Origin of the sequence: Variovorax sp. 679 (genome assembly GCF_003952185.1) — a bacterium.
In the GTDB taxonomy this organism is placed as follows: Bacteria; Pseudomonadota; Gammaproteobacteria; order Burkholderiales; family Burkholderiaceae_C; genus Variovorax.
Genome location: NZ_RXFS01000010.1, coordinates 15,907 through 41,387, shown reverse-complemented (window position 1 = coordinate 41,387; position 25,481 = coordinate 15,907). Strand labels below are relative to the sequence as shown.

Genomic DNA, 25,481 nt, shown 5'->3' with positions numbered 1-25,481 from the left:
ATGGCCTCGTCAGCGCCGCGCATTCCCCACCACGTTGCCGTCGTCATGGATGGCAACGGCCGATGGGCCACGCGGCGCTTCCTGCCCCGCATCGCGGGGCACAAGCAGGGCGTCGAATCGCTGCGCCGCTGCGTCAAGGCATGCGCCGAACGCGGCGTTGGCGTGCTCACGGTGTTCGCCTTCTCGTCCGAAAACTGGAACCGTCCCGTCGAGGAAGTCTCGGGGCTCATGGAATTGATGGTCGGCGCTCTTGCCCGCGAGGTCCCGAGGCTCAGCGCCGATGGCATACGGCTGCATTTCGTCGGCGAGCGTGCCGGTCTGTCGCCGAAGATGGTGAAAGGCCTCGTCGAAGCCGAGGCCGCCACGGCGCACAACACGCGAATGGTGCTCAACGTCTGCTTCAACTACGGCGGTCGTTGGGACATCGCGCAGGCCGCAGCGAGACTGGCGGCGCAGGGCGAAGCAATCACCGAGTTGAGCCTCGACCGGGCCATGGCCCTGGCGCACGTGCCCGATCCCGACCTGTTCATCCGCACCGGCGGTGAGCAGAGGTTGTCAAATTTCCTTCTCTGGCAGAGCGCCTACGCCGAGCTTTTCTTCAGCGACAAGCTGTGGCCCGAATTCGACGAGGCCGCGCTGGACGAGGCCATTGCCGCATTCCAAGGCCGCGAGCGGCGCTTCGGCCAGACCTCCGCGCAAGTCTCTTCCACCGCCGCGGCCTGAAGGCGCGGCAACCCCCTTCCGCATGCTCAAGCAACGCATCATCACGGCGGTCGTGCTTCTCGCGATCCTGCTGCCGGCGCTGTTCTATCCAAGCTACATCCCCTTTGCCTGCGTCATGCTGGTGCTGATCGGCGCCGCCGCCTGGGAGTGGGGGCGCCTGAACGGGTACGGCCAGGGGTTGTCTCTGTTCCTGGGCGTCGAGATGGTGGTGCTGTGCGCGCTGTCCTGGTGGCTGAGGCTGCTGGAGCAACCGTTGGTGCTGATGTGGACCCTGGCCAGCGCGGCCTGGGTGCTGGGCGGTGCCGCGCTGCTGCGTGTCGCGGTGCCGGGCTGGCCCCGCATTCCACGTGGGCTGCGGCTGGTCGGCGGCCTGCTGGCGCTCTGGGTGGCGTGGCTGGCTGCTGTGCAGGCACGCATGATCGGCATCAACTTCCTGCTGTCGATCCTCGTGCTGGTGTGGGTGGCCGACGTGTTCGCCTATTTCGCCGGCCGCGCCTTCGGTCTGAAGTTCACCCGCAGCAAGCTCGCGCCCGCGATCAGTCCCGGCAAGAGCTGGGAAGGCGTGTGGGGCGGCATGATCGGCGTGGTGGTGCTGGCGTTTGCCTGGGTCTGGGCCGACAAGGCTGCGGGCGCGACGGTGGCCAGCCTGTATACCCGTCTCAACGAGCGAGGATGGTGGCTGCTGCTGCTCGCCGCGCTGTTCCTCGCGGCCATGAGCGTCGTGGGCGACCTCGTCGAATCTCTCATCAAGCGCAGTGCCGGCGCCAAGGACAGCAGCCGGCTGCTGCCCGGCCACGGCGGCGTCCTCGACCGCGTGGATGCCCTCTTGCCGGCGCTTCCCATTGCCATGATGCTGGCTTTCCTGTGAACCCTTCCAGAAGACAACGTGTCACGGTGCTCGGCTCGACCGGTTCGGTCGGGGTGAGCACGCTCGACGTCATTTCGCGCCACCCCGAGCGTTTCGAGGTGTTCGCGCTTTCCGCCGCAACCAAGGTCGACGAACTGCTGGCGCAGTGTGCGCAGTTCTCGCCGAAGTTCGCTGTGATGGCCAGTGCGCCGCACGCTGTGCTGCTGGCCGAAAAACTGAAGCAGAACGGCCTGAAGACGGCCGTCTTGATGGGGGATGATGCTCTCGAAACGATAGCGTCCCACGAGGAAACTGATTCCGTGATGGCCGCCATCGTTGGCGCTGCGGGTTTGGGGCCGTGCCTGGCCGCCGCTCGCGCTGGCAAGCGGCTGCTGCTGGCCAACAAGGAAGCGCTCGTCGTCGGCGGCGAACTCTTCATGCGCACTGTCCGCGAAGGTGGTGCCACGCTGCTGCCGATCGACAGCGAGCATTCCGCCATCTTCCAGTCGCTGCCCGAAGACCCGTCCACCTGGGCACGGCGCGTCGACAAGATCATCCTGACCGCCTCGGGCGGCCCGTTCCGCACCCGCGCGCCGGAAACCCTGAGTGCGGTGACGCCCGAGCAGGCCTGTGCCCATCCGAACTGGGTGATGGGCCGCAAGATTTCGGTCGACTCGGCCACGATGATGAACAAGGCGCTCGAGGTGATCGAGGCGCGCCACCTGTTCGGTATTTCGCCCGACCAGATCGAGGTCGTCATCCATCCGCAGAGCGTGGTGCACTCGATGGTGCAGTTCACCGATGCATCGGTCATCGCCCAACTGGGCACGCCCGACATGCGGGTGCCGATCGCGGTGGGCCTGGCCTGGCCCGAGCGCATCGAGAGCGGCGCGGCCCGGCTCGACTTCCGGCAGATGGCCTCGCTGACTTTCGAATCCCCCGACGCAGCGCTCTTTCCCGGCCTGGGGCTGGCGTGGCACGCGCTGCGCGCCGCGCCTGGCACGACGGCGGTACTCAATGCCGCCAACGAGGTCGCAGTTGAAGCATTCCTTAACCGCCGCCTGCGTTTTGATTGCATACATGCGGTGAACATGGAAACTTTGGAGAGGGTCGCTCCCTCCAAGCCGGCATCGCTGGCCGACCTGCTGGCGATCGATGCCAGCGCGCGCGCGGCGGCCAATGCCGCGGCGCTGCGTTTCGCAGCCTGACGCTCTCCCCGGAAACCAAGGATCCCGATGCTGCTCACCGCCATAGCCTTCGTAGTTGCACTCGGTGTCCTGATCGCGGTGCACGAGTATGGCCACTATCGCGTCGCGGTGGCCTGCGGCGTCAAGGTAGAGCGCTTTTCCGTCGGCTTCGGCAAGGCGCTGCTCCGTTGGCAGCCCAAGCGCCAGCATCCGGGCCAGCAGACCGAGTTCGTCATCGGCGCATTTCCCTTCGGCGGCTACGTCAAGATGCTCGACGAGCGCGAGGGCCCCGTGGCGCCCGAGGAGCGCCATCGCGCCTTCAACACCCAGCCCTTGCGTTCGCGCGCGGCCATCGTGGCCGCCGGCCCGATTGCCAATCTGCTGCTGGCAGTGGCGCTGTACACGGCGGTCAACTGGATCGGGGTGCAGGAGCCGGTCGCCACGCTGGCTCGGCCTGTGGCGGCTTCCCTGGCCGAGGTGGCGGGCCTGAAGGGCGGCGAGCACATCACGCGGGCAGGCTTCGACGGCGACCTGTCGCCGGTCCAGTCCTTCGAGGATCTGCGCTGGCGCATGACGCGCGGCGCCCTCGACGGCCACGACCTGACGCTCGAAGTCGCGGGCGAGGGCGGTCGGCCGGCGCAACAGCTGGTGCTTCCGCTGAGCCGCATGCAGGCGAAGGACGCCGATCCGCAGATGTTCCGCAAGATCGGTGTGCTGGCTCCCCTGACCCGGCCCGAGATCGGTGAAGTCATGAAGGGCAGCGCGGCCGAGGCGGCTGGGCTGCACAACGGCGACGTCGTGCGCGCCATCGGCGGCACGGCGATCATCGACGGGCAGCAACTGCGCGAAGTGATCCGGGCGTCGGTCGACGGCGACCAGCCGCGTACCCAGGCCTGGCAGATCGAGCGCGGTGGACGGTCGCTCGTCATCGACGTGAAGCCCGAGGTGCGGGAAGAGGGCGGTGTCAAGGTGGGGCGCGTCGGTGCGTACGTCGGTGCACCGCCCGAGATGGTGACGGTGCGCCAGGGTGTGGTCGACGGCGTATGGCGTGGCGTGGTGCGCACCTGGGAGGTGTCGGCGCTGACCGTGCGCATGATGGGCAAGATGGTCATCGGCGAAGCGTCGCTCAAAAACCTGAGCGGTCCGCTCACGATCGCCGACTACGCGGGCAAGTCCGCAAGCCTCGGTTTCACTCAGTATCTGGTCTTCCTGGCACTCATCAGCGTGAGCCTCGGGGTCCTCAATCTCATGCCGCTGCCGGTCCTCGATGGGGGACACCTGATGTATTATCTTTGGGAGGGCCTGACCGGCAAGAGCGTCTCCGACGCCTGGATGGAACGGCTTCAGCGCGGGGGTGTGGCCCTGCTGCTGGTCATGATGTCGGTCGCACTCTTCAACGACGTCACGCGGCTCTTTGGTTAACTTTCTGCCCGGCCCTTTCCGTGCCGGCTCAATTCACAGATGAACAAAAACTTCAGTCGCTTTCGCCTGCGTAGCGTTGCCGCGGTGGTTGCCAGTGCGCTCGCAGCCACGGCAGCCTGGGCCGTAGAGCCTTTCACGGTGCGCGACATTCGCGTCGAAGGCCTGCAACGCGTCGAAGCCGGCACGATCTTCGCGTCGCTGCCGCTGCGCGTGGGCGACACCTACAGCGACGAACGCGGCTCCGCCGCGATCCGTGCGCTGTTCGACCTGGGGTTGTTCAAGGATGTGCGCATCGACGTGAACGGCAACGTGCTGGTGGTCATCGTCGAAGAGCGGCCGACCATCGCGGACGTCGATTTCGTCGGCGCCAAGGAATTCGACAAGGCTGCGCTGCAGAAGGCGCTGCGCGAAATCGGCCTGGCCGATGGTCGTCCCTACGACAAGGCGCTGGCCGACCGCGCGGAGCAGGAGCTCAAGCGCCAGTACGTGAGTCGCAGCCTCTACAACGCGCAGGTCGTGACCACCGTCACGCCCATCGAGCGCAATCGCGTCAACCTGACCTTCACCGTGACCGAAGGCGATTCGGCCCGCATCCGTGAAGTGCATGTGGTCGGCAACAAGGCCTTCAGCGAGTCGACGCTTCTGAGCCTGTTCGATCAGGACAGCGGTGGCTTCATGAGCTGGTACACGAAATCGAACCAGTATTCGCGCGCCAAGCTCAACGCCGACCTTGAAACCCTGCGCTCGTACTACATCACGCGCGGCTACCTCGAGTTCCGCATCGACTCGACCCAGGTCGCCATCTCGCCAGACCGCAAGGACCTGACGGTGACCGTGAACATCACGGAAGGCGAGAAGTTCGTGGTGTCGAGCGTCAAGCTCGATGGCAATTACCTCGGCCGCGATGACGAGTTCAAGTCGCTCATCACCATCAAGCCGGGCGAGCCGTACAACGGCGAGCAGGTCACCGAGACGACCAAGGCCTTCAACGACTATTTCGGCACCTTCGGCTACGCGTTTGCGCGCGTGCAGGCGCGGCCCGACATCGACCGCGTCAACAATCGCGTGGCGCTCACGCTGCAGGCCGAGCCATCGCGCCGCGTGTACGTGCGGCGTGTCTCGGTCGGCGGCAACAACAAGACGCGCGACGAAGTCATTCGCCGCGAGTTCCGCCAGTACGAAGCCTCCTGGTACGACGGCGACAAGATCAAGCTCTCGCGCGACCGCGTGGACCGCCTCGGCTTCTTCACCGAGGTGAATGTCGAAACGCAGGAAGTGCCCGGCTCGCCCGACCAGGTGGACCTGACCGTCAACGTGGCCGAAAAGCCCACCGGCAGCCTGCAGCTTGGCGCCGGCTACTCGAGCGCGGAAAAGGTCGCGCTGACCTTCGGTATCTCGCAGGAAAACGTGTTCGGCTCGGGCAATTTCCTGGGCGTGCAGGTCAACACCAGCAAGTACAACCGCACGCTGTCGCTGACGACCACCGACCCGTACTTCACGCCGGATGGCATCTCGCGCACGATCAGCCTCTATCACACGACGACGCGACCGTACTCGACGACGATCGACGGCGACTACAAGCTGGTGAACCAGGGCGCCTCGATCCGCTTCGGCGTTCCGTTCAGCGAAGTCGACACGGTCTACTTCGGCGTCGGCCTCGAGCGCTACGCCTTCGATCCCAACAGCGTCACGGCCTTCTCCGGCCTGTATACGCCGCCGACATACCTCAACTACTTCCAGTGCAAGAAGGACGCCACGGGCCTGTTGGTGACGAGTTGCGATCAGAAGAGCGTCTGGGGTGTTCCGCTGACCGTGGGTTGGGGCCGGGACAATCGCGACAGTGCGCTGGTTCCGACCACGGGTCGCCTGCAGCGCGCGAACCTCGAGCTGGGTGCCGCCGGCGACATGAAGTACCTCAAGACGAGCTACCAGTACCAGCAGTTCTTCGCGATCAACAAGCAGTACACCTTCTCGATCAACGGCGAAGTGGGCTATGCCAAGGCGCTCGGCAGCAAGGTGTATCCGATCTTCAAGAACTTCTACGCGGGTGGCCTGGGTTCGGTTCGTGGCTTCGAACAGAACTCGCTGGGTCCGCGCGACGCGCCGCTTCCGTTCCAGACCGAAGGCGCGGCTATCGGCGGCACCAAGAAGGCGATCTTCAACGCCGAGCTGAGCACGCCGTTCCCTGGCGCCGGCAACGACCGCACGCTGCGCCTGTACGGCTTCTTCGACGTCGGCAACGTGTTCGGTTCGCGTGCTCCCAACGTGAGTGACGAGCAATGGAAGGCTGAGAAGAGGCTGCGCGCCTCCGTCGGCCTTGGCGTCAGCTGGATCTCCCCGCTGGGCCCGCTGCGCCTTGCCTATGCCTTCCCCATCAGGTCCCAGAAGGAGGTCACGGACCCCAAGACGGGCCTGGTCACGATCCCGAAGGATAGAATTCAGCGCCTCCAATTCCAGATCGGAACGTCTTTCTAAATGAAGCATTTGATTCGCGCCGCGGCCGGTGCGTTGTTGATTCCCGCTTTTGCGCTTGCAGTGGCACCCGCCCAGGCGCAGGAAACCTTTCGCATCGGTTTCGTGAACCCGGACCGCGTGCTGCGCGAAGCGCAGCCGGCCAAGACCGCCCAGGCAAAGCTCGAGGCCGAGTTCCTGAAGCGCGAGAAGGATCTGACCGCGCAAGGCGACGCTCTGAAGGCCGCATCGGAGAAGTTCGAGCGCGAGGCGCCCACTCTGTCCGAGAGCCAGCGGGTTTCCCGTCAGCGTGCACTGGTCGACCAGGACCGCGATTTCCAGCGCAAGCGCCGTGAATTCCAGGAAGACCTGAACGCGCGCAAGAACGAAGAGCTCCAGCAGGTCTACGAGCGGGCCAATCGCGTGGTGAAGCAGGTGGCCGAGGCGGAGAAGTACGACGCCATCCTGCAGGAAGCGATCTACATCAATCCGAAGCACGACATCACCGACAAGGTGATCAAGGCGCTGAACGCGTCGGTCGGCTCTCCTGCCCCCGCGGCCGGCAAGTAACGCCGCGAACCGGCGTGTCACTGCAGCTCGGAGCCATTGTCGACGCCCTCGGGGGCGAGCTTCATGGCGATTCGGCTCTGTCCATCGAGCGGCTTGCGCCGCTGCAGAATGCGCAGCCCGATGCGCTCAGTTTCCTGAGCCATCCCAAATACCAGCAGGAGCTGGCGACCTCGAAGGCTGCCTGCGTGATCGTGTCGCCCGCCATGCGCGAGGCCGCTGCGGCGCGCGGGGCCTTCATTGTCACGCCCGATCCGTATCTCTACTTTGCCCGTCTCACGCAGCTCTGGAAGGCGCATCACGCGCGTCCGGAGGCTGATCGCATCCATCCCAGCGCAGTGATCCACGCCGAGGCGCAGGTCGACGCTACGGCGCGCATCGGTGCGCTGTGCGTGGTGGAGCGGGGCGCGCGCATCGGTGCGGGCACCGTGCTGAAGTCGCGTGTGACGGTCAGCGAGGACTGCACCATCGGCGAGCGCTGCCTGTTGCATCCGGGCGTGGTCATCGGCGCCGACGGTTTCGGCCTTGCACCGCACGAAGGGCGCTGGGTCAAGATCGAACAGCTGGGCGCGGTGCGCATCGGCGACGACGTCGAGATCGGCGCCAATACCTGCATCGACCGCGGCGCGCTCGACGACACCGTGATCGAAGACGGCGTGAAGCTCGACAACCTGATCCAGATCGGCCACAACGTGCGGGTCGGCAAGAACACCGCCATGGCGGGCTGTGTCGGCGTGGCCGGCAGCGCGACCATCGGCGCCAACTGCACGTTCGGCGGCGGCGCCATCGTGCTGGGTCACCTGACGGTGGCCGACGGCGTGCATGTGTCGGCCGCGACTGTGGTCACCCGTTCGATCCACAAGGCCGGCCAATACACCGGTATGTTTCCCATCGATGACAATGCGAGCTGGGAAAAGAATGCGGCAACGCTCAAGCAGTTGCACAGCCTGCGCGAACGACTGAAGGCGCTGGAGAAGGCTCCCTCGAAAAAATGACGACGATGCAGGACCAGAAAATCATGACGACGACGCTCGATATCCATCAAATCCTCAAGCTGCTGCCTCACCGCTACCCGTTCCTGCTGGTGGACCGCGTGCTGGACATGGAAAAGGGCAAGCGCATCACGGCGCTCAAGAACGTGACGATGAACGAGCCGTTCTTCAATGGTCACTTCCCGCACCGGCCGGTGATGCCGGGCGTGCTGATGCTCGAAGCCATGGCCCAGGCCGCGGCCCTGCTGTCGTTCCATTCGCTCGACATCGTGCCGGACGACAACACCGTCTACTACTTCGCCGCCATCGACGGCGCGCGCTTCAAGCGCCCCGTGGAGCCCGGCGACCAGCTGACGCTCGAGGTCGAGATCGAGCGCATGAAGGCGGGCATCTCCAAGTTCAAGGGGCGGGCCCTGGTGGGCAGCGAACTCGCCTGCGAGGCGACGCTGATGTGCGCCATGCGCCAGATCAACTGATCCGGCCACAGCCGAAGCCGATTCTTCAATAGGCATGACCCAGGTTCATTCCACGGCCATCGTCGACCCCCAGGCACAACTCGACGCCTCGGTGTCGGTCGGGCCCTATACCGTGATCGGTCCGCACGTTCGGGTCGGCGCGGGCACTACCATCGGCGCGCACTGCGTGATCGAGGGGCGCACGACCATCGGGCGCGACAACCGCATCTTCCAGTTCTCGTCTCTCGGCGCCGTGCCGCAGGACAAGAAATACGCCGGCGAGCCGACCGAACTCGTCATCGGCGACCGCAACGTGATCCGCGAGTTCTGCACCTTCAACCTCGGCGTGCCGGGGGCGGGGGGCGTGACGCGCGTGGGCAGCGATAACTGGATCATGGCGTACACGCACATAGCGCACGACTGTCGTATCGACAACCACACTACGCTGGCCAACAACACCACGCTGGCGGGGCATGTGCACCTGGCCGACTGGGTAACGGTCGGCGGACTCACGGGCATTCACCAGTTCGTTTCGGTCGGTGCCCACGCCATGCTCGGCTTTGCCAGCGCTGTCACGCAGGATGTGCCGCCCTTCATGCTGGTCGACGGCAATCCGCTGGCCGTGCGTGGCTTCAACATCGTCGGCCTGCGCCGGCGCGATTTCTCCGCCCAGCGGCTTGCGGCTGTGAAGCAGATGCACCGCCTGCTGTACCGCCAGGGCAAGACGCTCGAAGAGGCGCGTGCCGGCATCGCCGAGCTTGCGACGGAAATGCCGGAAGCTGCCGGCGATGTCGCGTTGATGGAAGCCTTCCTCGCCAACTCGACGCGCGGCATCGCGCGCTGAAGTGACGGCGATGCAGAACGACGGACAGCGACGCTTCGCGCTGGTCGCGGGCGAAGCCTCCGGCGACCTGCTCGCGGGCCTGCTGCTCGACGGCCTCCTGGCTCGTTGGCCAGATCTCCAGACTGCCGGCATCGGCGGCCCCCGGATGCTGGCTCACGGCTTCCAGAGTTGGTGGCCGCAGGAAAAGCTCGCGGTGCGCGGCTACATCGAGGTGCTGCGGCACTACGCGGAAATCGCCGGTATCCGCCGCCAACTCAAGGCCCGGCTGCTGCGCGAGCGGCCCGAGCTGTTCATCGGCGTCGATGCGCCCGATTTCAACCTCGACCTCGAAGCCGGCCTGCGCAGCCAGGGCATGAAGACGGTGCATTTCGTCTGCCCGTCGATCTGGGCTTGGCGGCCGGAGCGCATCGAGAAGATCCGGGCGGCGGCCGACCATGTGCTGTGCATTTTCCCGTTCGAGCCTGCCTTGCTGGCGGAGCAGGGCGTGGCTGCGAGCTATGTCGGCCACCCCGTCGCCAACGTGATCCCGATGACGCCCGACCGGGCCGGTGCGCGCGCCGCGCTGGGCTTGTCGCCCGATGCGCCGGTCGTCGCCTTGCTGCCGGGCAGCCGCCGCTCCGAAATCCGCTACCTGGCCGCACGTTTCTTTGCTGCCGCAGCGCTGATGCAGAAGGCACGGCCGGAACTCCAGTTCATCGCCCCCATCATCCCGGGCTTGCGCGCAGAGGTCGAAGCCTTGTTGCAGGCCAGCGGCATGGCTGGGCGGGTGAAACTGCTCGACGGCCAATCGCACGCCGCGCTGGCCGCCTGCGATGTCACGCTGATCGCCAGCGGGACTGCCACGCTCGAGGCGGCGCTGTTCAAGCGGCCGATGGTCATCGCCTACAACATGAACTCGCTGTCGTGGCGCTTCATGCAGCGCAAGCAGTTGCAGCCCTGGGTCGGCTTGCCCAACATCCTGTGCCGCGAGTTCGTGGTGCCGGAGTTGCTGCAGGAAGCTGCCACGCCCGAGGCACTGGCCCAAGCCACGCTGGCCTGGCTCGACGCGCCGGAGAAGACGCAGGCCCTGCAACAAAGATTTTCAGAGCTGCATGTGCAATTGCAGCGCGATACGCCCACACTTTGCGCCGATGCGATCCAGAAAGTTCTTGAAGGCTGAGCAGGCCCCGCTGGTGTGGGATGCGCCCGGCCTTATCGCGGGCGTCGACGAAGCGGGCCGGGGCCCCCTGGCCGGGCCCGTGGTGGCGGCGGCCGTGATCCTGGACGACATGCGGCCCATCCCCGGCCTCGCGGACTCCAAGGTACTGACCGCCCTGCAGCGCGAACGCCTGCACGACCAGATCCTCGCCAAGGCGCTGTGCTGCTCCATCGCGCAAGCCACCGTCGAGGAGATCGACACCCACAACATCCTGCAGGCAACGATGCTCGCGATGCGCCGCGCGGTCGAGGGGCTGCGGCTCAAGCCGGTGAAGGTGCTGGTCGACGGCAACCGCCTGCCGACGCTCGACGTGCTGGCAGAAGCCATCGTCAAGGGCGATGCGCGGGTCAAGGCGATTTCCGCCGCGTCGATCCTGGCGAAGGTGCATCGCGACCGGCTGTGCGAGCAGCTGCACACCGAATTTCCGCATTACGGCTTTGCCGGCCACAAGGGCTATGGCACGCGCGAGCACCTGGAGGCGCTGCAGCGCCATGGCGCCTGCGTGCATCACCGCAAGTCGTTCAGCCCTGTGGCGGCGGCGTTGGCCCGTACGGGTGGCGTGCTGAGCGTGATGCGGCCCGCCGAATCCGGAAAGCCGGCAGAGATGGCCGGCTCAGCTGTGCCCTGAAATTCGCCACGATGACTGCAGATACCGGCGCCAGCCACATCAGCTCGCGCGACAACCCGCTGCTCAAGGACTTGCGCAAGCTTGCGCAGGATCCGGGTGCCTATCGCAAGCTCGGTCGCCTCTGGCTCGAAGGAGACCACCTGTGCCGGGCGGCGCTCGAGCGGGGCGTCAAGCCTGCCATCGCCGTGTTCTCGGAGTCTTTCTGGCCCAAGGCGCCGGCCGAATGGTCGGTTGGTGCTATCAAAGCAGTAGTCGTTGCCGACGATCTGCTGCGTGGCATCAGCGGGTTGGAATCTCCCGCGCCGATGGGTTTCGTGCTCGATGTGCCAGCCAGGCCCGAATTGCTGCCCAACGCTTCCAGCGTAGTGCTCGACCGCCTGCAGGACGCGGGCAATGTGGGCTCCATCCTGCGCAGCGCCGCCGCCTTCGGCTTCACCCAGGTGATCGCGCTCAAGGGCACGGCAGCGCTGTGGGCTCCGAAGGTGCTGCGCGCCGGCATGGGCGCTCATTTCGGCCTGCGGCTGATCGAGGGCGTGGATGCCGAGGTGCTCGAGGGCCTGAAAGTGCCGCTGGTGGCAACCAGTTCGCATCGCGGCGAATGGCTCCACAAGGCCGAATTGCCGCATCCATGCGCCTGGCTGATGGGCCATGAAGGGCAGGGCGTGTCGCCCGTGCTGGAGGCCCGCGCCACCCACCACATCCGCATCGCGCAGCCGGGCGGCGAGGAGTCGCTCAACGTGGCCGCCGCCGCCGCAATCTGCCTGCATGCGAGCGGAGCAGCCCTGCAGGCCAAATAACACACCCAGTCCGGGCTACAATCGGGGGCTTACTCGCAAATCAGCGTCGCCCGGCCGCCTACAACGCCATCTTCCCCTTAAGCAGCAGTCCCCAGGCTACACGCCTGAGGCTCCGGGCGACCGTAACCATCCGGAGAACCCAGTGCTTTTGTCTCTCAAGGGAAGTTTCCCGCCCGCCATCCTGGCGCTCGCAGACGGCACGGTCTTTCTCGGCAATTCGATCGGAGCCGCCGGCTCCACGACCGGTGAAGTGGTGTTCAACACCGCCATGACCGGCTACCAGGAAATCCTCACCGACCCGAGCTACTGCCAGCAGATCGTGACGCTCACGTATCCGCACATCGGCAACTACGGCGTCAACGGCGAGGACATCGAAGCCGACAAGATCCATGCCGCGGGCCTGATCATCAAGGACCTGCCCCTCGTCGCCTCCAACTTCCGCAAGACCGCGACGCTGACCGAGTACCTCGTGTCCGGCAACACCGTGGCCATCGCGAACATCGACACCCGCAAGCTCACCCGCCACCTGCGTACCAACGGCGCGCAGAACGGCTGCATCCTGGGCCTGGCCGCGGGCGAGACCGTGACGCAGGCGCTGATCGACAAGGCCATCGCCTCAGCCAAGGCCGCGCCGAGCATGTCGGGCCTCGACCTCGCCAAGGTCGTGTCGGTCAAGCAGACCTACGAATGGACCGAGACCGAGTGGAAGCTGGGGTCGGGCTACGGTGTGCAGATCACGCCGCGCTTCCACGTCGTCGCCTTCGACTACGGCGTCAAGAAGAACATCCTGCGCATGATCGCCCAGCGCGGCGCGCGCATCACCGTAGTGCCGGCGCAGACGCCCGCGGCCGACGTGCTCAAGCTGAAACCCGACGGCATTTTCCTGGCCAACGGCCCCGGCGACCCGGAGCCCTGCGACTACGCCGTCAGCGCCGTCAAGGAACTGATCGAGACCGGCATTCCCACCTTCGGCATCTGCCTGGGCCACCAGATCATGGCGCTGGCCTCGGGCGCCAAGACCTTCAAGATGAAGTTCGGCCACCATGGCGCGAACCATCCGGTGAAGGACCTCGACAACGGCCGCGTGAGCATCACCAGCCAGAACCACGGCTTCGCGGTCGACGAGAAGTCGCTGCCGGCCAACCTGCGCCCCACCCACATCAGCCTGTTCGACAACACGCTGCAGGGCCTGGCGCGCACCGACAAGCCCGCGTTCTGCTTCCAGGGCCACCCCGAAGCCTCGCCGGGCCCGCACGACATCGGCTACCTGTTCGATCGCTTCACGGCACTCATGGAAAAGAACAAGACGGAAAAGACGGAGAAAGAGAATGCCTAAGCGCACAGACCTCAAATCGATCCTCATCATCGGCGCCGGCCCGATCATCATCGGCCAGGCCTGCGAGTTCGACTACTCCGGCGTGCAGGCCTGCAAGGCCCTGCGCGAAGAGGGCTACAAGGTCATCCTGATCAACAGCAACCCCGCGACGATCATGACCGACCCGGCCACGGCCGACGTCACCTACATCGAGCCCATCACCTGGCAGACGGTCGAGAAGATCATCGCCAAGGAACGCCCCGACGCGATCCTGCCGACCATGGGCGGCCAGACCGCGCTGAACTGCGCGCTCGACCTGTGGCGCAACGGCGTGCTCGACAAGTACACGGGCGCAGCCACCAACAAGCCCGTCGAGCTGATCGGCGCCACGCCCGAGGCCATCGACAAGGCCGAAGACCGCCTGAAGTTCAAGGACGCGATGACCAAGATCGGACTGGGCTCGGCCCGCTCCGGCATCGCGCACTCGATGGACGAAGCCTGGGCGGTGCAGAAGAACGTCGGTTTCCCGACGGTCATCCGCCCCAGCTTCACGCTCGGCGGCACGGGCGGCGGCATCGCCTACAACCCGGAAGAGTTCGAGACCATCTGCAAGCGCGGCATCGAAGCCTCGCCGACCAACGAGCTGCTGATCGAAGAATCGCTGCTCGGCTGGAAAGAGTACGAGATGGAAGTCGTGCGCGACAAGGCCGACAACTGCATCATCGTCTGCTCCATCGAAAACCTCGACCCGATGGGCGTGCACACCGGCGACTCGATCACCGTGGCTCCCGCGCAGACGCTGTCCGACAAGGAATACCAGATCCTGCGCAACGCCTCGCTGGCCGTGCTGCGCGAGATCGGTGTCGACACCGGCGGCTCGAACGTGCAGTTCTCGATCAACCCGAAGGACGGCCGCATGGTCGTCATCGAGATGAACCCGCGCGTGTCGCGTTCGTCGGCACTGGCCTCCAAGGCCACGGGCTTCCCGATCGCCAAGGTCGCGGCCAAGCTGGCCGTGGGCTACACGCTCGACGAGCTGCGCAACGAGATCACGGGCGGCGCCACGCCGGCGTCGTTCGAGCCCTCGATCGACTACGTGGTCACCAAGATCCCGCGCTTCGCCTTCGAGAAGTTCCCGCAGGCCGATTCGCGCCTCACCACCCAGATGAAGTCGGTGGGCGAGGTGATGGCCATGGGCCGCACCTTCCAGGAGTCGTTCCAGAAGGCGCTGCGCGGCCTCGAAGTCGGCGTCGACGGCATGAACGAGAAGACGCAGGACCGCGAAGTGCTCGAGAAGGAACTGGGCGAGCCCGGTCCCGAGCGCATCTGGTACGTGGGCGATGCCTTCGCACAGGGCATGAGCGTGGACGAAGTGTTCGCGTTCACCAAGATCGACCCCTGGTTCCTGGTTCAGATCGAGGAGATCGTGAAGATCGAGCTCGAACTCGAAACCAAGTCGCTCGACGATATCGACGCCGCCACGTTGCGTCTGCTGAAGCAGAAGGGCTTCTCCGACCGTCGCCTGGCCAAGCAACTGCGCACCACCGACACGGCCATCCGCGAGAAGCGCCGCGCCCTGGGCGTGCGCCCGGTCTACAAGCGCGTGGACACCTGTGCGGCCGAGTTCGCCACCAACACGGCCTACATGTACTCGACCTACGAAGACGAGTGCGAGGCCGACCCCAGCGACAAGAAGAAGATCATGGTGCTCGGCGGCGGTCCCAACCGCATCGGCCAGGGCATCGAGTTCGACTACTGCTGCGTGCATGCCGCGCTCGCCATGCGAGAGGACGGCTACGAGACCATCATGGTCAACTGCAACCCCGAGACCGTGTCGACCGACTACGACACCTCGGACCGCCTGTACTTCGAGCCGCTCACGCTCGAAGACGTGCTCGAGATCGTCGACCGCGAGAAGCCGCTTGGCGTGATCGTGCAGTACGGCGGCCAGACGCCGCTGAAGCTCGCGCTCGACCTCGAGGCCAACGGCGTGCCGATCATCGGCACCTCGCCCGACATGATCGACGCTGCCGAAGACCGTGAGCGCTTCCAGAAGCTGCTGCACGAACTCAAGCTGCTGCAACCGCCGAACGCCACCGCGCGTACCGAAGTCGAGGCGCTTGAAAAGGCCGCGGCACTGGGCTACCCGCTGGTGGTGCGCCCGAGCTACGTGCTGGGCGGCCGCGCGATGGAAATCGTGCACGAGCAACGCGACCTCGAGCGCTACATGCGCGAAGCCGTCAAGGTCAGCAACGACTCGCCGGTGCTGCTCGACCGCTTCCTGAACGACGCTGTCGAGTGCGATGTCGACTGCCTGCGCGACGCCGAGGGCCAGACCCTGATCGGCGGCGTGATGGAGCACATCGAGCAGGCCGGCGTGCACTCTGGCGACTCCGCCTGCTCGCTGCCGCCCTACAGCCTGAGCGCCGAGACGGTGACCGAGCTGAAGCGCCAGAGCGCCGCCATGGCGGCCGCGCTGAACGTGGTCGGCCTGATGAACGTGCAGTTCGCCATCCAGCAGAAGGACGGCAAGGACGTCATCTACGTGCTCGAAGTGAACCCGCGCGCATCGCGCACCGTGCCCTACGTGAGCAAGGCCACCGGCATCCAGCTCGCCAAGGTAGCGGCACGCTGCATGGCCGGCCAGTCGCTGAAGTCGCAGGGCGTGACGAAGGAAGTCACGCCGCCGTACTTCAGCGTGAAGGAAGCCGTGTTCCCGTTCGTCAAGTTCCCGGGCGTGGACACCATCCTCGGCCCCGAGATGAAGTCGACCGGCGAAGTGATGGGCGTGGGCAAGACCTTCGGCGAAGCCTTCGTGAAGTCGCAGCTGGGTGCTGGCACGCACCTGCCGAAGTCGGGCAAGGTCTTCATCTCGGTGAAGAACAACGACAAGGCGCGCGCCGTCGAGGTGGCACGCGGCCTGGCCAAGCTGGGCTTCGAGCTGATCGCGACCAAGGGCACGGCCGCCGCCATCAATGCTGCCGGCATCGAGTGCGCGACGGTGAACAAGGTGACCGAGGGCCGCCCGCACATCGTGGACATGATCAAGAACAACGAGATTGCACTGGTCATCAACACGGTGGAAGAGCGCCGCAACGCCATCACCGATTCGCGCCAGATCCGCACCTCGGCTCTGCAGGCCCGCGTGACGACCTTCACCACGATCTTCGGCGCCGAAGCCGCAGTCGAGGGCATGGGCTTCATGGACGAGCTCGGCGTGATCTCGGTGCAGGAAATGCACGCGCAACTGGCCACGGCCTGAGCGGCATCGCCATCATGGAAACGCAGCTCGTCGAACTCGGCCTGACAGACTGGAGCGCGGCCACGCCCAACGAGGCGTGGATCGCGGAACTGGAAGCGGGCAAGGTGCTGTACTTTCCGCGCCTGGGCTTCGAGCTGCTGCCCGAGGAGCGCAGCCTGCTGACGCCCAACCTGCTGTCGCCGGACGTGCGCAACATCAGCCTCGACGCCAACGGCAAGCTCAAGGGCGCCGTGGGCGACGAGGCGGTGCAGCGCACGGCGGCCGCGATGGTGGGCCGCTTCCGGGCGCAGGCCACGCGGCTCATCCATGGGCTGCTGCCGCACTACGCGCCGGCCTTGCGGCTCGCGCCCACCAGCTACCGGCCGGCGCAAGTCGAGACGCGGGTGCAGTCGTGGCGCGCCGACGACCGGCGTCTGCACGTCGATTCGTTCCCGTCGCGGCCTAACTACGGCGAGCGGATCCTGCGCGTGTTCACCAACGTCAATCCTGAAGGCGCGCCGCGCGTGTGGCGTGTGGGCGAGCCTTTCGAGGACATCGCCAAGCGCTTCCTGCCGCGCGCCAAGCCGTATTCGCGCTGGCAGGCGAAGCTGCTGCAGGCGCTGCACGTGACCAAGTCGTTCCGCAGCGAGTACGACCACCTCATGCTGCAACTGCACGACGGCATGAAGTCGGACATGGCATACCAGGAAAGCTCGCCGCAGGAAACCGCCAAGTTTCCGCCGGGTTCGGTGTGGGTGTGCTTCTCCGACCAGACCTCGCACGCCGTGATGGCGGGTCAGTACATGCTCGAGCAGACGCTCCACCTGGACGCTTCCAAGCAATACAATCCCGCTTCGAGCCCGCTCGCCATCCTGAGCCGGCTGACTGGACGGACGCTCGTCTGAGCGCCGTCCCCCATCGACCGCCGAACGGCAGCGTTCGGCGGTTTCGCTTTATGGAGAACTAGATATGGCGACCATCCCCATCACCAAGCGCGGCGCGGAGAAGCTGCGCGAAGAATTGCGCCGGCTCAAGTCGGTGGACCGTCCTGCCATCATCAATGCGATCGCCGAGGCGCGCGCGCAGGGCGACATCAGCGAAAACGCCGAGTACGAATCGGCCAAGGATCGCCAGGGCTTCATCGAAGGCCGCATTCTCGAAATCGAGGGCAAGCTCTCCGCTTCCCAGGTGATCGATCCGACCGAACTCGATGCGGGCGGCAAGGTGGTGTTCGGCTCGACCGTCGAGCTCGAGGAAGAAGACAGCGGCGATGCTGTCAAGTACCAGATCGTGGGCGAGGACGAGGCTGACCTGAAGCACGGCCTCATCAACGTGTCCAGCCCGATCGCGCGCGCGCTCATCGGCAAGGAAGAGGGCGACACCGCCGAGGTGCAGACGCCCGGCGGCCTCAAGCGCTACGAGATCGTGGCGGTCAGCTACCTCTGATTGCCGCGCGCATGATGGACCTGAAGGACCGTATTGCGCTGATGCTGGCTGCCTTCTGGTGGGGCAGCCTGACGACGATCGGCTTCCTGGTCGTGCCGATGCTCTTCGCGAAGCTGGGCAATCCGGCGGTGGCGGGCAATTTCGCGGCGCAGCTGTTCGAGGCTCAGAGCTGGATCGCCATCGCCTGCGGGGTGATCCTGCTGATCCATTTCAGGTCGAAGGCCGATGAGCGCATGAGCGGGCCGGCGATGACGACCATCTTCTTCATCCTGGGGGCGCTGCTGCTGGCGTTGCTCCAGCAATACGCAGTGGCCCCGCGCATCGTGGCGCGCGAGAACCTGAAGCTCTGGCACGCGATGGGCACCGGCATGTACTTCGTGCAGTGGCTCTGCGCCGGCGTGGTGCTGTGGCGCATTGGAGGCCGCACGGCGGGCTGAAGACGGCGACATGGCAAAGAAAAAGCCGACCCGAAGGTCGGCTTTTTCGTTTCTACCTCTCGCGCTACCTATTCTTTCCAGAATTCCGCGACCCAGCGTGCCGGCTTGATGAACCGGAAGGCTCGGTTGCGGCGGCCCGCGAGGGCGTCAGGTGGATTGCACTCGCCATGGAACACCATGATGCGCGCGCCCTCCGGCACGAAGGGCTCTTCCCAGTAGTTGGTCGGCCAGGTAGGAATGCCGTGGTACTTGAAGCTCGGGCACCAGCCGTCGGGCCAGTAGGCCAGCTTGCCTTGCTTGTGAAGCACGTCCGACAGGTAGGTCTGCTCGTTGCGGTACTCGGCCTGGACCTTGTCCATGTTGTTCCGGAAATACGCCAGCACGTCGGCATGGGCGCCCAGCTCGAAGCGGTAGACCGACGAGTTGCCTGTGATCCGGCCGCGCCGCCAGGGGCGGTCGTAGTCGTGGATGATCAGGAACTCTCCCGGTTGCTCGAAGAAGGCGTCCAGGCTGCCCACAACGACCACATCGAGGTCGAGAAAGAGGGCGGGGCCGCGCAGGCCGTGCAGGTCCTGCTCGAAGGTGGTGAGCTTCTTCCAGGCGCCGTCACGCTGGCCGGGGGCCAGGTGCAGATTGAGCGGAGGAATCGGCAGGCAGCTCACCTCGGGGTGGATGCCGTTGCCGTCGTCGGTCAGGCACACGAACTTGAAGTCGCCGCTGAGGTTGCGGCGGACCATCGCGTAGAGCCGGTTGACGTATTCGGGGCCGTATTTCGTGCCCCACTTCATGCAGAGGATGTGGCGCTGGGCGCCTTGCACTGCTGACACCAGGCTCAATCCGCCTGGTTGCGTTTCTTGGCCGACAGGGGCCGTTTCGCCTTGGCGCGCTTGATGGTGCCGCCGGGCGTCAGGCGCTGGTTGCCGAGCACGCGCAGGGTCTTGATCTCAGGCCGCTGGCCGCCGCGCTTGCTGTACTTGACGATCTTCACATCGCGCGGGCCGGGCATGCGGTCTTCGTCGACCACGCGTTCCTTCTCGACCTTGGGGCGCCACAGCACCAGCAGCTTGCCGATGTGCTGGATCGGGGCGGCGTCGAGCTCTTCGGCCAGCTCGCGCAGCATGGCGTCGCGGGCCAGGCGGTCGTCGGAGAAAACGCGGATCTTGATCAGGCCGTGGGCCTTGAGCGCCGCGTCGGCTTCTTTCTTCACGGCTGGGGTGAGCCCGTCTCCACCGACCATGACGATCGGATCCAGGTGGTGAGCTTCGGCGCGGTGCACCTTGCGCTCGGCAGGGGTAAGTTGAATGGCGGGCATCCCCGTATTATCGACCCGTACACGAAGACCCCCATGAGCACCAAAGCCAAAAGCAAGAAAGTCAACAAGGCGTGGCTGCACGACCATATCAACGACCCCTACGTGAAGCTGGCCACGAAGGAGGGCTATCGCGCGCGCGCCGCCTACAAGCTCAAGGAGATCGATGAGGCGCTCGGCCTCGTCAGGCCGGGCCAACTGGTGGTGGACCTCGGTTCCACCCCCGGCGCCTGGAGCCAGTACCTGCGGCGGCGCATGTCGCCCGGCGGCGCCGCGTCCGGTGAGCTGAACGGCACCATCATCTCGCTCGACATCCTGCCGATGGAGCCCATCGAGGGCGTGACTTTCCTCCAGGGGGATTTCCGCGAAGACGCGCTGCTGCAGCAACTGCTGGGCGTCCTGGCGGGCCGCAAGGCCGATCTTGTCGTTTCGGACATGGCGCCCAACCTGTCGGGCATCCATTCGGCTGATGCCGCCAGGGTGTCGCACCTGATCGAGCTCGCCATCGACTTCGCCCAGCACCACCTGAAGCCCGAGGGAGCGCTGGTGGCCAAGGTTTTCCACGGCAGCGGCTACGACGAGCTGGTGAAGCTCTTCAAGGCGAATTTCCGCGTGGCGAAGCCCTTCAAGCCCAAGGCGTCGCGGGACAAGTCGGCCGAGACTTTCCTGGTCGGCGTAGGACTGAAGGCCGTGGATACGCCTTGAAACCGTGCCAAGCAACACGGCCGGCGGCACAAAGCCATGCCAGGCTATGGCCGCATTAGGGAAATGCCCGCTTTTCGTAGCTTGAAAAGCCTAAAATGGGGCGCAATTGCGTACCCACAGCGCGTTTTTTCATCCACCTGTCACGCGCCTTAGCCTGGAGTTTCGTTTGAACAATCAGTGGTTTTCCAAAGTTGCCGTATGGCTCGTCATTGCCATGGTGTTGTTCACTGTGTTCAAGCAGTTCGACACCCGCGGTGGCGTCGGCTCGGGGACAGTCAGCTACTCCGAGTTCCTGGACCAGGTCCGGAACAACCAGATCAAGAGCGCCGTCATTCCTGAAGGCGCCGCCGGCGGCGAGATCATTGCCGTCACCAATGACGATCGCAAGATCCGCACGACCGCCACGGTCCTCGACCGCGGCCTCGTGGGCGACCTGATCGACCACAACGTCAAGTTCGACGTCAAGCCGCGCGAGGAAAGCTCCCTGCTCATGACCCTGCTGGTCAGCTGGGGCCCGATGCTGCTGCTGATCGGCGTCTGGATCTACTTCATGCGACAGATGCAGGGCGGCGGCAAGGGCGGGGCGTTCAGCTTCGGCAAGAGCAAGGCCCGCATGATGGATGAGAACAACAACACGGTCACTTTCGCCGACGTCGCGGGCTGCGATGAAGCCAAGGAAGAAGTCCGTGAAGTCGTCGACTTCCTGAAAGATCCGCAGCGCTTCCAGAAGCTCGGCGGCCGTATTCCCCGTGGCCTGCTGCTGGTCGGCCCTCCCGGCACCGGCAAGACGCTGCTGGCCAAGTCGATCGCCGGCGAAGCCAAGGTGCCTTTCTTCTCGATCTCGGGGTCCGACTTCGTTGAAATGTTCGTCGGCGTGGGTGCTGCCCGTGTCCGCGACATGTTCGAGAACGCCAAGAAGAACGCTCCCTGCATCATCTTCATCGACGAAATCGATGCTGTGGGCCGTCAGCGCGGCGCCGGCCTCGGCGGCGGCAACGACGAACGCGAGCAGACGCTCAACCAGATGCTGGTCGAGATGGACGGCTTCGAAACCAACCTCGGCGTGATCGTGGTGGCAGCCACCAACCGCCCCGACATCCTGGACGCCGCGCTGCTGCGCCCCGGCCGTTTCGATCGCCAGGTCTACGTCACGCTGCCCGACATCCGCGGCCGCGAGCAGATCCTTGGCGTTCACATGCGCAAGGTCCCGCTGGGCCAGGACGTGAACCCGAGCGTGATCGCCCGCGGCACGCCCGGCATGTCCGGCGCCGACCTGGCCAACCTCTGCAACGAAGCTGCCCTGATGGCCGCCCGCCGCAACGCGCGCGTGGTCGAGATGCAGGACTTCGAGAAGGCCAAGGACAAGATCTTCATGGGCCCCGAGCGCAAGAGCATGGTCATGCCCGAGGAAGAGCGCCGCAACACGGCCTACCACGAGTCCGGCCACGCCCTCATCGGCAAGCTGCTGCCCAAGTGCGACCCCGTCCACAAGGTCACGATCATTCCGCGCGGCCGCGCCCTCGGCGTGACCATGAGCCTGCCTTCGCAGGACCGCTACAGCTATGACCGCGAATACATGCTGAACCAGATCAGCATGCTGTTCGGTGGCCGCATTGCCGAAGAAGTGTTCATGCACCAGATGACCACCGGCGCCAGCAACGACTTCGAGCGTGCCACCAATCTGGCGCGCGACATGGTCATGAAATACGGCATGAGCGATGCCCTGGGCCCGATGGTCTACGCCGAGAACGAAGGCGAAGTGTTCCTGGGCCGTTCGGTCACCAAGACCACGAACATGAGCGAGCAGACCATGGAAAAGGTCGACTCCGAAGTGCGCCGCATCATCGACGAGCAGTACGCCCTGGCGCGTCACCTGATCGAAGAGAACAGCGACAAGATGCACGCCATGGCCAAGGCGCTGCTCGAATGGGAAACCATCGACAGCGAACAGCTCGACGACATCATGGCCGGTCGCGCTCCGCGTCCGCCCAAGGACTGGACGCCGCGCATCCCGCCTTCGGGCAATGGTGGCAGCGGCGGCACGCCGGCCGTGTCGACCGACCCGGCTCCCAACGCAGCGTGAGCGCGAGCCAGGCGTCAAACCACAACGGGGCCTCTGGCCCCGTTTTCGATGGCGGGCACTTGGCTGCCGGCGCCGCCTTCTGGCAGACCTCCCGCTTCCGCATCGATCTCTCGCGGCCGCGCGTGATGGGTATCGTCAACGTCACGCCCGACTCTTTCTCCGACGGCGGCGCTCACGCCTCCACCGAGACGGCACTTCGGCACTGCGAGCAGCTGCTGAAGGAGGGGGCCGACATCCTCGACATCGGCGGCGAATCGACCCGCCCCGGCAGCCCCGCGGTGCCGCTCGAGGCTGAGTTGGCGCGCGTGCTGCCCGTGGTGCGCGAGGCGGTGAAGCTGAACGCGCCGATCTCCGTCGACACCTACAAGCCCGAAGTCATGCGCGCTGTGCTCGAGCTGGGCGCGGACATCGTCAACGACATCTGGGCGCTGCGCCAGCCGGGAGCGCGCGAAGCCGTCGCGGCACATCCTTCGTGCGGCATCTGCCTGATGCACATGCATCGAGACCCGCAGACCATGCAGGCCGTGCCCATGGCGGGCGACGTGATTCCCGAAGTGCTGTCGTTCCTCGAGGCGCAGGTGCAACTCCTGCGCACGATGGGAGTCGATCCCTCGCGCATCACGCTCGACCCCGGCGTGGGCTTCGGCAAGACGGTGGCGCAGAACTTCGCCTTGCTCGCGCGGCAGTGTGAACTGCTTGCTGGCGGTTATCCGCTGCTGCTGGGCTGGTCACGCAAGTCGTCGATCGGCGCGGTCACCGGCATCGAGGTGGCGGGCGAGCGCATCGTGCCCAGCGTCGCCGCGGCGGTGCTGGCGGTGGACAGGGGAGCGGCCGTGGTGCGCGTGCACGACGTGCGCGACACGGTGGTGGCGCTCGCGGTATGGCGCGCCATGAAGGCGCAAGAGTCGCAACAACAAACACAAGAGCAAATATCAACAACATGACCCGTAAATATTTCGGCACCGACGGCATCCGCGGCACCGTCGGCCAGGCACCCATCACGCCCGACTTCGTCCTGCGCCTCGCGCATGCCGTGGGCCGTGTGCTCAAGAAGAGCCAGTCGCGCCCCACGGTGCTCATCGGTAAGGACACCCGCATCTCGGGCTACATGCTCGAATCGGCCCTTGAATCGGGCTTCAACTCGGCCGGCGTCGACGTCGTGCTGCTCGGCCCGCTGCCGACACCGGGCGTGGCCTATCTCACGCGCGCCCAGCGGGCCAGCCTCGGCGTGGTGATCAGCGCCAGCCACAACGCCTACCCCGACAACGGCATCAAGTTCTTCAGTGCGCAGGGCACCAAGCTCGACGACGCCTGGGAGCTGGCCGTCGAGGCCGCGTTGGAAGAAGACCCGGTGTGGGTCGATTCCGCCAACCTCGGCAAGGCCCGCCGCCTCAACGATGCGCCCGGCCGCTACATCGAGTTCTGCAAGAGCACCTTCGCCAACGACCTGACCCTGCGCGACATGAAGCTGGTGGTCGATGCGGCGCACGGCGCGGCCTACCAGGTGGCACCCAACGTGTTCCACGAGCTGGGTGCGGAAGTGACGAGCATCGGCGTTTCGCCGGACGGGCTCAACATCAACAAGGGCTTCGGCGCCACGCATCCCGAGGCACTGGTGGCTGCGGTGACGACGCAAGGTGCCGACTACGGCATTGCCCTCGACGGCGATGCCGACCGCCTGCAGCTGGTCGATGCCAGCGGGCGCCTGTTCAACGGCGACGAACTGCTCTACCTGATGGTGTCCGAGCGCATCGCGCGCGGCGACAAGCCGGTGGGCGTGGTCGGCACGCTCATGACCAACAAGGCCGTCGAGATGGCCTTGCGCAAGCAGGGCATCGAGTTCGTGCGCGCCAAGGTCGGCGACCGCTACGTGCTCGAGGAACTCGACAAGCGCGGCTGGCTGCTCGGCGGCGAGGGCTCCGGCCACCTGCTGGCGCTCGACCGCCACACCACCGGCGACGGCATCGTGAGTGCCCTGCAGGTGCTGCAGGCCTGCGTGCGCAGCGGCAAGACGGTGGCGCAGCTGCTCGAAGGTGTCACTCTCTTTCCGCAGACGCTGATCAACGTGCGCCTCGCGCCCGACCAGGACTGGAAGGCCAACAAGGCGCTCGCGACCGAAACGCAACGCATCGAGGCCGAGCTCGGCGACAGCGGCCGTGTGCTGATCCGCGCGAGCGGCACCGAGCCGCTGGTGCGGGTGATGGTCGAGGCGCGCGATGCCGCGCAGTCGGAATCCTGCGCCAGGAGGCTGGCAGCCACGCTGGAGCCTGTCCGATGAAGCAGATCGAGGTCCGCATGGCCGACTATCGCGATGCGGCGCAGGCCGCCGCGCTGGTGGGCCTGCTCGATGCCTATGCCAGCGACCCGGCAGGCGGCGGTGCGCCGCTCGACCCAGCGGTGCTCGCGGGCCTGCCTGCGGCCCTGGCGGCACGCCCGCAGGCCTTCAGCGTGCTGGCTTACGACGGCGAGCAGCCCGTGGGCCTGGTCAACTGCATCGAGGGCTTCTCGACCTTCGCCTGCAAGCCGCTGGTGAACGTGCACGACGTGGTGGTGCTGGCCAGCCATCGTGGACAGCGCGTGGCGCAGAAGATGTTCACGCAGGTGGAGCAGGAGGCGCGCAGGCGCGGTGCCTGCAAGCTCACGCTGGAGGTGCTGTCGGGCAATGCGCCCGCGCTGCGCGCCTACGAGCGCGAAGGATTCATGGGCTACCAGCTCGATCCGGCATTCGGCAACGCTGTCTTCCTGCAGAAGAAGCTCTGAAGCCCGCTTGCTGAAAAGACAAAGGGCCGAGGCGTATCAGTCGCCATCGGCCCTTGTTGTTTCTTGTCCGACCT

At 65.8% G+C, this 25,481-nt stretch carries 24 protein-coding genes; 22 read left to right on the top strand and 2 right to left on the bottom strand.

What is annotated here, in order from left to right; genetic code table 11:
* The 17 genes from uppS (at position 1) to EJO71_RS24585 (ending at position 18,550) form a co-directional block, all read left to right on the top strand.
* Positions 1-723, top strand: a complete 723-nt coding sequence (uppS, locus tag EJO71_RS24665) for a polyprenyl diphosphate synthase (protein WP_125951503.1) — start codon at positions 1-3, stop codon at positions 721-723.
* A gap of 22 nt (positions 724-745) precedes the next feature.
* On the top strand, positions 746-1,591 hold the full coding sequence (locus EJO71_RS24660) for a phosphatidate cytidylyltransferase (protein WP_125951504.1): 846 nt from the start codon (positions 746-748) through the stop codon (positions 1,589-1,591).
* A gap of 26 nt (positions 1,592-1,617) precedes the next feature.
* The gene (gene ispC, locus EJO71_RS24655) at positions 1,618-2,778 is read left to right on the top strand and encodes a 1-deoxy-D-xylulose-5-phosphate reductoisomerase (RefSeq protein ID WP_240651515.1); all 1,161 of its coding nucleotides are present in this window, start codon (positions 1,618-1,620) and stop codon (positions 2,776-2,778) included.
* A 27-nt stretch (positions 2,779-2,805) separates the two neighbouring features.
* The gene (rseP, locus tag EJO71_RS24650; RefSeq protein ID WP_125951506.1) at positions 2,806-4,179 is read left to right on the top strand and encodes an RIP metalloprotease RseP; all 1,374 of its coding nucleotides are present in this window, start codon (positions 2,806-2,808) and stop codon (positions 4,177-4,179) included.
* Positions 4,180-4,218: 39 nt separating this feature from the next.
* Positions 4,219-6,654: an outer membrane protein assembly factor BamA gene (gene bamA, locus EJO71_RS24645; RefSeq protein ID WP_125951507.1), complete on the top strand. Its 2,436-nt coding sequence runs from the start codon at positions 4,219-4,221 to the stop codon at positions 6,652-6,654.
* Positions 6,655-7,200 carry an OmpH family outer membrane protein gene (locus EJO71_RS24640; RefSeq protein ID WP_125951508.1) on the top strand — a complete coding sequence of 182 codons (546 nt, stop codon included), beginning with the start codon at positions 6,655-6,657 and terminating at the stop codon, positions 7,198-7,200.
* Positions 7,201-7,214: 14 nt separating this feature from the next.
* On the top strand, positions 7,215-8,192 hold the full coding sequence (lpxD, locus tag EJO71_RS24635; protein ID WP_125951509.1) for a UDP-3-O-(3-hydroxymyristoyl)glucosamine N-acyltransferase: 978 nt from the start codon (positions 7,215-7,217) through the stop codon (positions 8,190-8,192).
* Positions 8,193-8,215: 23 nt separating this feature from the next.
* On the top strand, positions 8,216-8,665 hold the full coding sequence (gene fabZ, locus EJO71_RS24630; RefSeq protein WP_021007523.1) for a 3-hydroxyacyl-ACP dehydratase FabZ: 450 nt from the start codon (positions 8,216-8,218) through the stop codon (positions 8,663-8,665).
* A gap of 34 nt (positions 8,666-8,699) precedes the next feature.
* Positions 8,700-9,488, top strand: a complete 789-nt coding sequence (lpxA, locus tag EJO71_RS24625) for an acyl-ACP--UDP-N-acetylglucosamine O-acyltransferase (RefSeq protein ID WP_125951510.1) — start codon at positions 8,700-8,702, stop codon at positions 9,486-9,488.
* A 10-nt stretch (positions 9,489-9,498) separates the two neighbouring features.
* Complete coding sequence (gene lpxB, locus EJO71_RS24620; RefSeq protein WP_125951511.1) at positions 9,499-10,647, top strand: lipid-A-disaccharide synthase; 1,149 nt, start codon at positions 9,499-9,501, stop codon at positions 10,645-10,647.
* On the top strand, positions 10,619-11,314 hold the full coding sequence (gene rnhB / locus EJO71_RS24615; RefSeq protein ID WP_125951512.1) for a ribonuclease HII: 696 nt from the start codon (positions 10,619-10,621) through the stop codon (positions 11,312-11,314). The genes lpxB and rnhB overlap by 29 nt, the downstream gene beginning before the upstream one ends.
* An 11-nt stretch (positions 11,315-11,325) precedes the next feature.
* Positions 11,326-12,111, top strand: coding sequence for an RNA methyltransferase (locus EJO71_RS24610; RefSeq protein ID WP_125951513.1), 786 nt, complete (start codon positions 11,326-11,328; stop codon positions 12,109-12,111).
* Positions 12,112-12,253: 142 nt separating this feature from the next.
* A complete protein-coding gene (carA, locus tag EJO71_RS24605; RefSeq protein ID WP_125951514.1) occupies positions 12,254-13,447 on the top strand; it encodes a glutamine-hydrolyzing carbamoyl-phosphate synthase small subunit in 1,194 nt (397 codons plus the stop codon).
* A complete protein-coding gene (carB, locus tag EJO71_RS24600) occupies positions 13,440-16,688 on the top strand; it encodes a carbamoyl-phosphate synthase large subunit (RefSeq protein WP_125951515.1) in 3,249 nt (1,082 codons plus the stop codon). The genes carA and carB overlap by 8 nt, the downstream gene beginning before the upstream one ends.
* A 14-nt stretch (positions 16,689-16,702) precedes the next feature.
* Positions 16,703-17,572: a Kdo hydroxylase family protein gene (locus EJO71_RS24595; protein WP_125951516.1), complete on the top strand. Its 870-nt coding sequence runs from the start codon at positions 16,703-16,705 to the stop codon at positions 17,570-17,572.
* A gap of 64 nt (positions 17,573-17,636) precedes the next feature.
* Entirely contained in the window at positions 17,637-18,113 is a 477-nt protein-coding gene (gene greA, locus EJO71_RS24590; RefSeq protein WP_125951517.1) for a transcription elongation factor GreA, read from the top strand.
* An 11-nt stretch (positions 18,114-18,124) separates the two neighbouring features.
* Positions 18,125-18,550, top strand: coding sequence for a DUF4149 domain-containing protein (locus EJO71_RS24585; RefSeq protein ID WP_164546906.1), 426 nt, complete (start codon positions 18,125-18,127; stop codon positions 18,548-18,550).
* Positions 18,551-18,618: 68 nt separating this feature from the next.
* Here the strand turns inward: EJO71_RS24585 and EJO71_RS24580 are convergent, their stop codons facing one another.
* Positions 18,619-19,377, bottom strand: a complete 759-nt coding sequence (locus EJO71_RS24580) for a glycosyltransferase (protein WP_125951518.1) — start codon at positions 19,375-19,377, stop codon at positions 18,619-18,621.
* Positions 19,378-19,382: 5 nt separating this feature from the next.
* Positions 19,383-19,862, bottom strand: a complete 480-nt coding sequence (locus EJO71_RS24575; RefSeq protein ID WP_125951519.1) for a YhbY family RNA-binding protein — start codon at positions 19,860-19,862, stop codon at positions 19,383-19,385.
* Positions 19,863-19,895: 33 nt separating this feature from the next.
* Between EJO71_RS24575 and EJO71_RS24570 the strand changes: the two genes are divergently transcribed.
* The 5 genes from EJO71_RS24570 to EJO71_RS24550 all read left to right on the top strand — a co-directional run bounded on the left by EJO71_RS24570 (position 19,896) and on the right by EJO71_RS24550 (position 25,407).
* Positions 19,896-20,564 (top strand): RlmE family RNA methyltransferase, encoded by a 669-nt coding sequence (locus EJO71_RS24570; RefSeq protein WP_125951520.1) that lies wholly within the window; start codon positions 19,896-19,898, stop codon positions 20,562-20,564.
* A gap of 166 nt (positions 20,565-20,730) precedes the next feature.
* The gene (gene ftsH, locus EJO71_RS24565) at positions 20,731-22,647 is read left to right on the top strand and encodes an ATP-dependent zinc metalloprotease FtsH (protein WP_125951521.1); all 1,917 of its coding nucleotides are present in this window, start codon (positions 20,731-20,733) and stop codon (positions 22,645-22,647) included.
* A 125-nt stretch (positions 22,648-22,772) separates the two neighbouring features.
* A complete protein-coding gene (gene folP / locus EJO71_RS24560) occupies positions 22,773-23,591 on the top strand; it encodes a dihydropteroate synthase (RefSeq protein ID WP_125951559.1) in 819 nt (272 codons plus the stop codon).
* Entirely contained in the window at positions 23,588-24,925 is a 1,338-nt protein-coding gene (glmM, locus tag EJO71_RS24555; RefSeq protein ID WP_125951522.1) for a phosphoglucosamine mutase, read from the top strand. The genes folP and glmM overlap by 4 nt, the downstream gene beginning before the upstream one ends.
* Positions 24,922-25,407, top strand: coding sequence for a GNAT family N-acetyltransferase (locus tag EJO71_RS24550; protein ID WP_125951523.1), 486 nt, complete (start codon positions 24,922-24,924; stop codon positions 25,405-25,407). The genes glmM and EJO71_RS24550 overlap by 4 nt, the downstream gene beginning before the upstream one ends.
* Positions 25,408-25,481: the final 74 nt, after the last annotated feature.

Coding starts and splice junctions, on each gene's coding strand:
- bamA (WP_125951507.1), top strand. CDS start 4,219: ATGAACAAAAACTTCAGTCGCTTTCGCCTGCGTAGCGTTGCCGCGGTG.
- EJO71_RS24570 (WP_125951520.1), top strand. CDS start 19,896: ATGAGCACCAAAGCCAAAAGCAAGAAAGTCAACAAGGCGTGGCTGCAC.
- uppS (WP_125951503.1), top strand. CDS start 1: ATGGCCTCGTCAGCGCCGCGCATTCCCCACCACGTTGCCGTCGTCATG.
- greA (WP_125951517.1), top strand. CDS start 17,637: ATGGCGACCATCCCCATCACCAAGCGCGGCGCGGAGAAGCTGCGCGAA.
- rseP (WP_125951506.1), top strand. CDS start 2,806: ATGCTGCTCACCGCCATAGCCTTCGTAGTTGCACTCGGTGTCCTGATC.
- EJO71_RS24575 (WP_125951519.1), bottom strand. CDS start 19,862: ATGCCCGCCATTCAACTTACCCCTGCCGAGCGCAAGGTGCACCGCGCC.
- EJO71_RS24640 (WP_125951508.1), top strand. CDS start 6,655: ATGAAGCATTTGATTCGCGCCGCGGCCGGTGCGTTGTTGATTCCCGCT.
- EJO71_RS24550 (WP_125951523.1), top strand. CDS start 24,922: ATGAAGCAGATCGAGGTCCGCATGGCCGACTATCGCGATGCGGCGCAG.
- glmM (WP_125951522.1), top strand. CDS start 23,588: ATGACCCGTAAATATTTCGGCACCGACGGCATCCGCGGCACCGTCGGC.
- lpxA (WP_125951510.1), top strand. CDS start 8,700: ATGACCCAGGTTCATTCCACGGCCATCGTCGACCCCCAGGCACAACTC.
- lpxB (WP_125951511.1), top strand. CDS start 9,499: ATGCAGAACGACGGACAGCGACGCTTCGCGCTGGTCGCGGGCGAAGCC.
- EJO71_RS24660 (WP_125951504.1), top strand. CDS start 746: ATGCTCAAGCAACGCATCATCACGGCGGTCGTGCTTCTCGCGATCCTG.
- rnhB (WP_125951512.1), top strand. CDS start 10,619: ATGCGATCCAGAAAGTTCTTGAAGGCTGAGCAGGCCCCGCTGGTGTGG.
- folP (WP_125951559.1), top strand. CDS start 22,773: ATGGGTATCGTCAACGTCACGCCCGACTCTTTCTCCGACGGCGGCGCT.
- EJO71_RS24585 (WP_164546906.1), top strand. CDS start 18,125: ATGATGGACCTGAAGGACCGTATTGCGCTGATGCTGGCTGCCTTCTGG.
- EJO71_RS24595 (WP_125951516.1), top strand. CDS start 16,703: ATGGAAACGCAGCTCGTCGAACTCGGCCTGACAGACTGGAGCGCGGCC.
- fabZ (WP_021007523.1), top strand. CDS start 8,216: ATGACGACGACGCTCGATATCCATCAAATCCTCAAGCTGCTGCCTCAC.
- carB (WP_125951515.1), top strand. CDS start 13,440: ATGCCTAAGCGCACAGACCTCAAATCGATCCTCATCATCGGCGCCGGC.
- EJO71_RS24610 (WP_125951513.1), top strand. CDS start 11,326: ATGACTGCAGATACCGGCGCCAGCCACATCAGCTCGCGCGACAACCCG.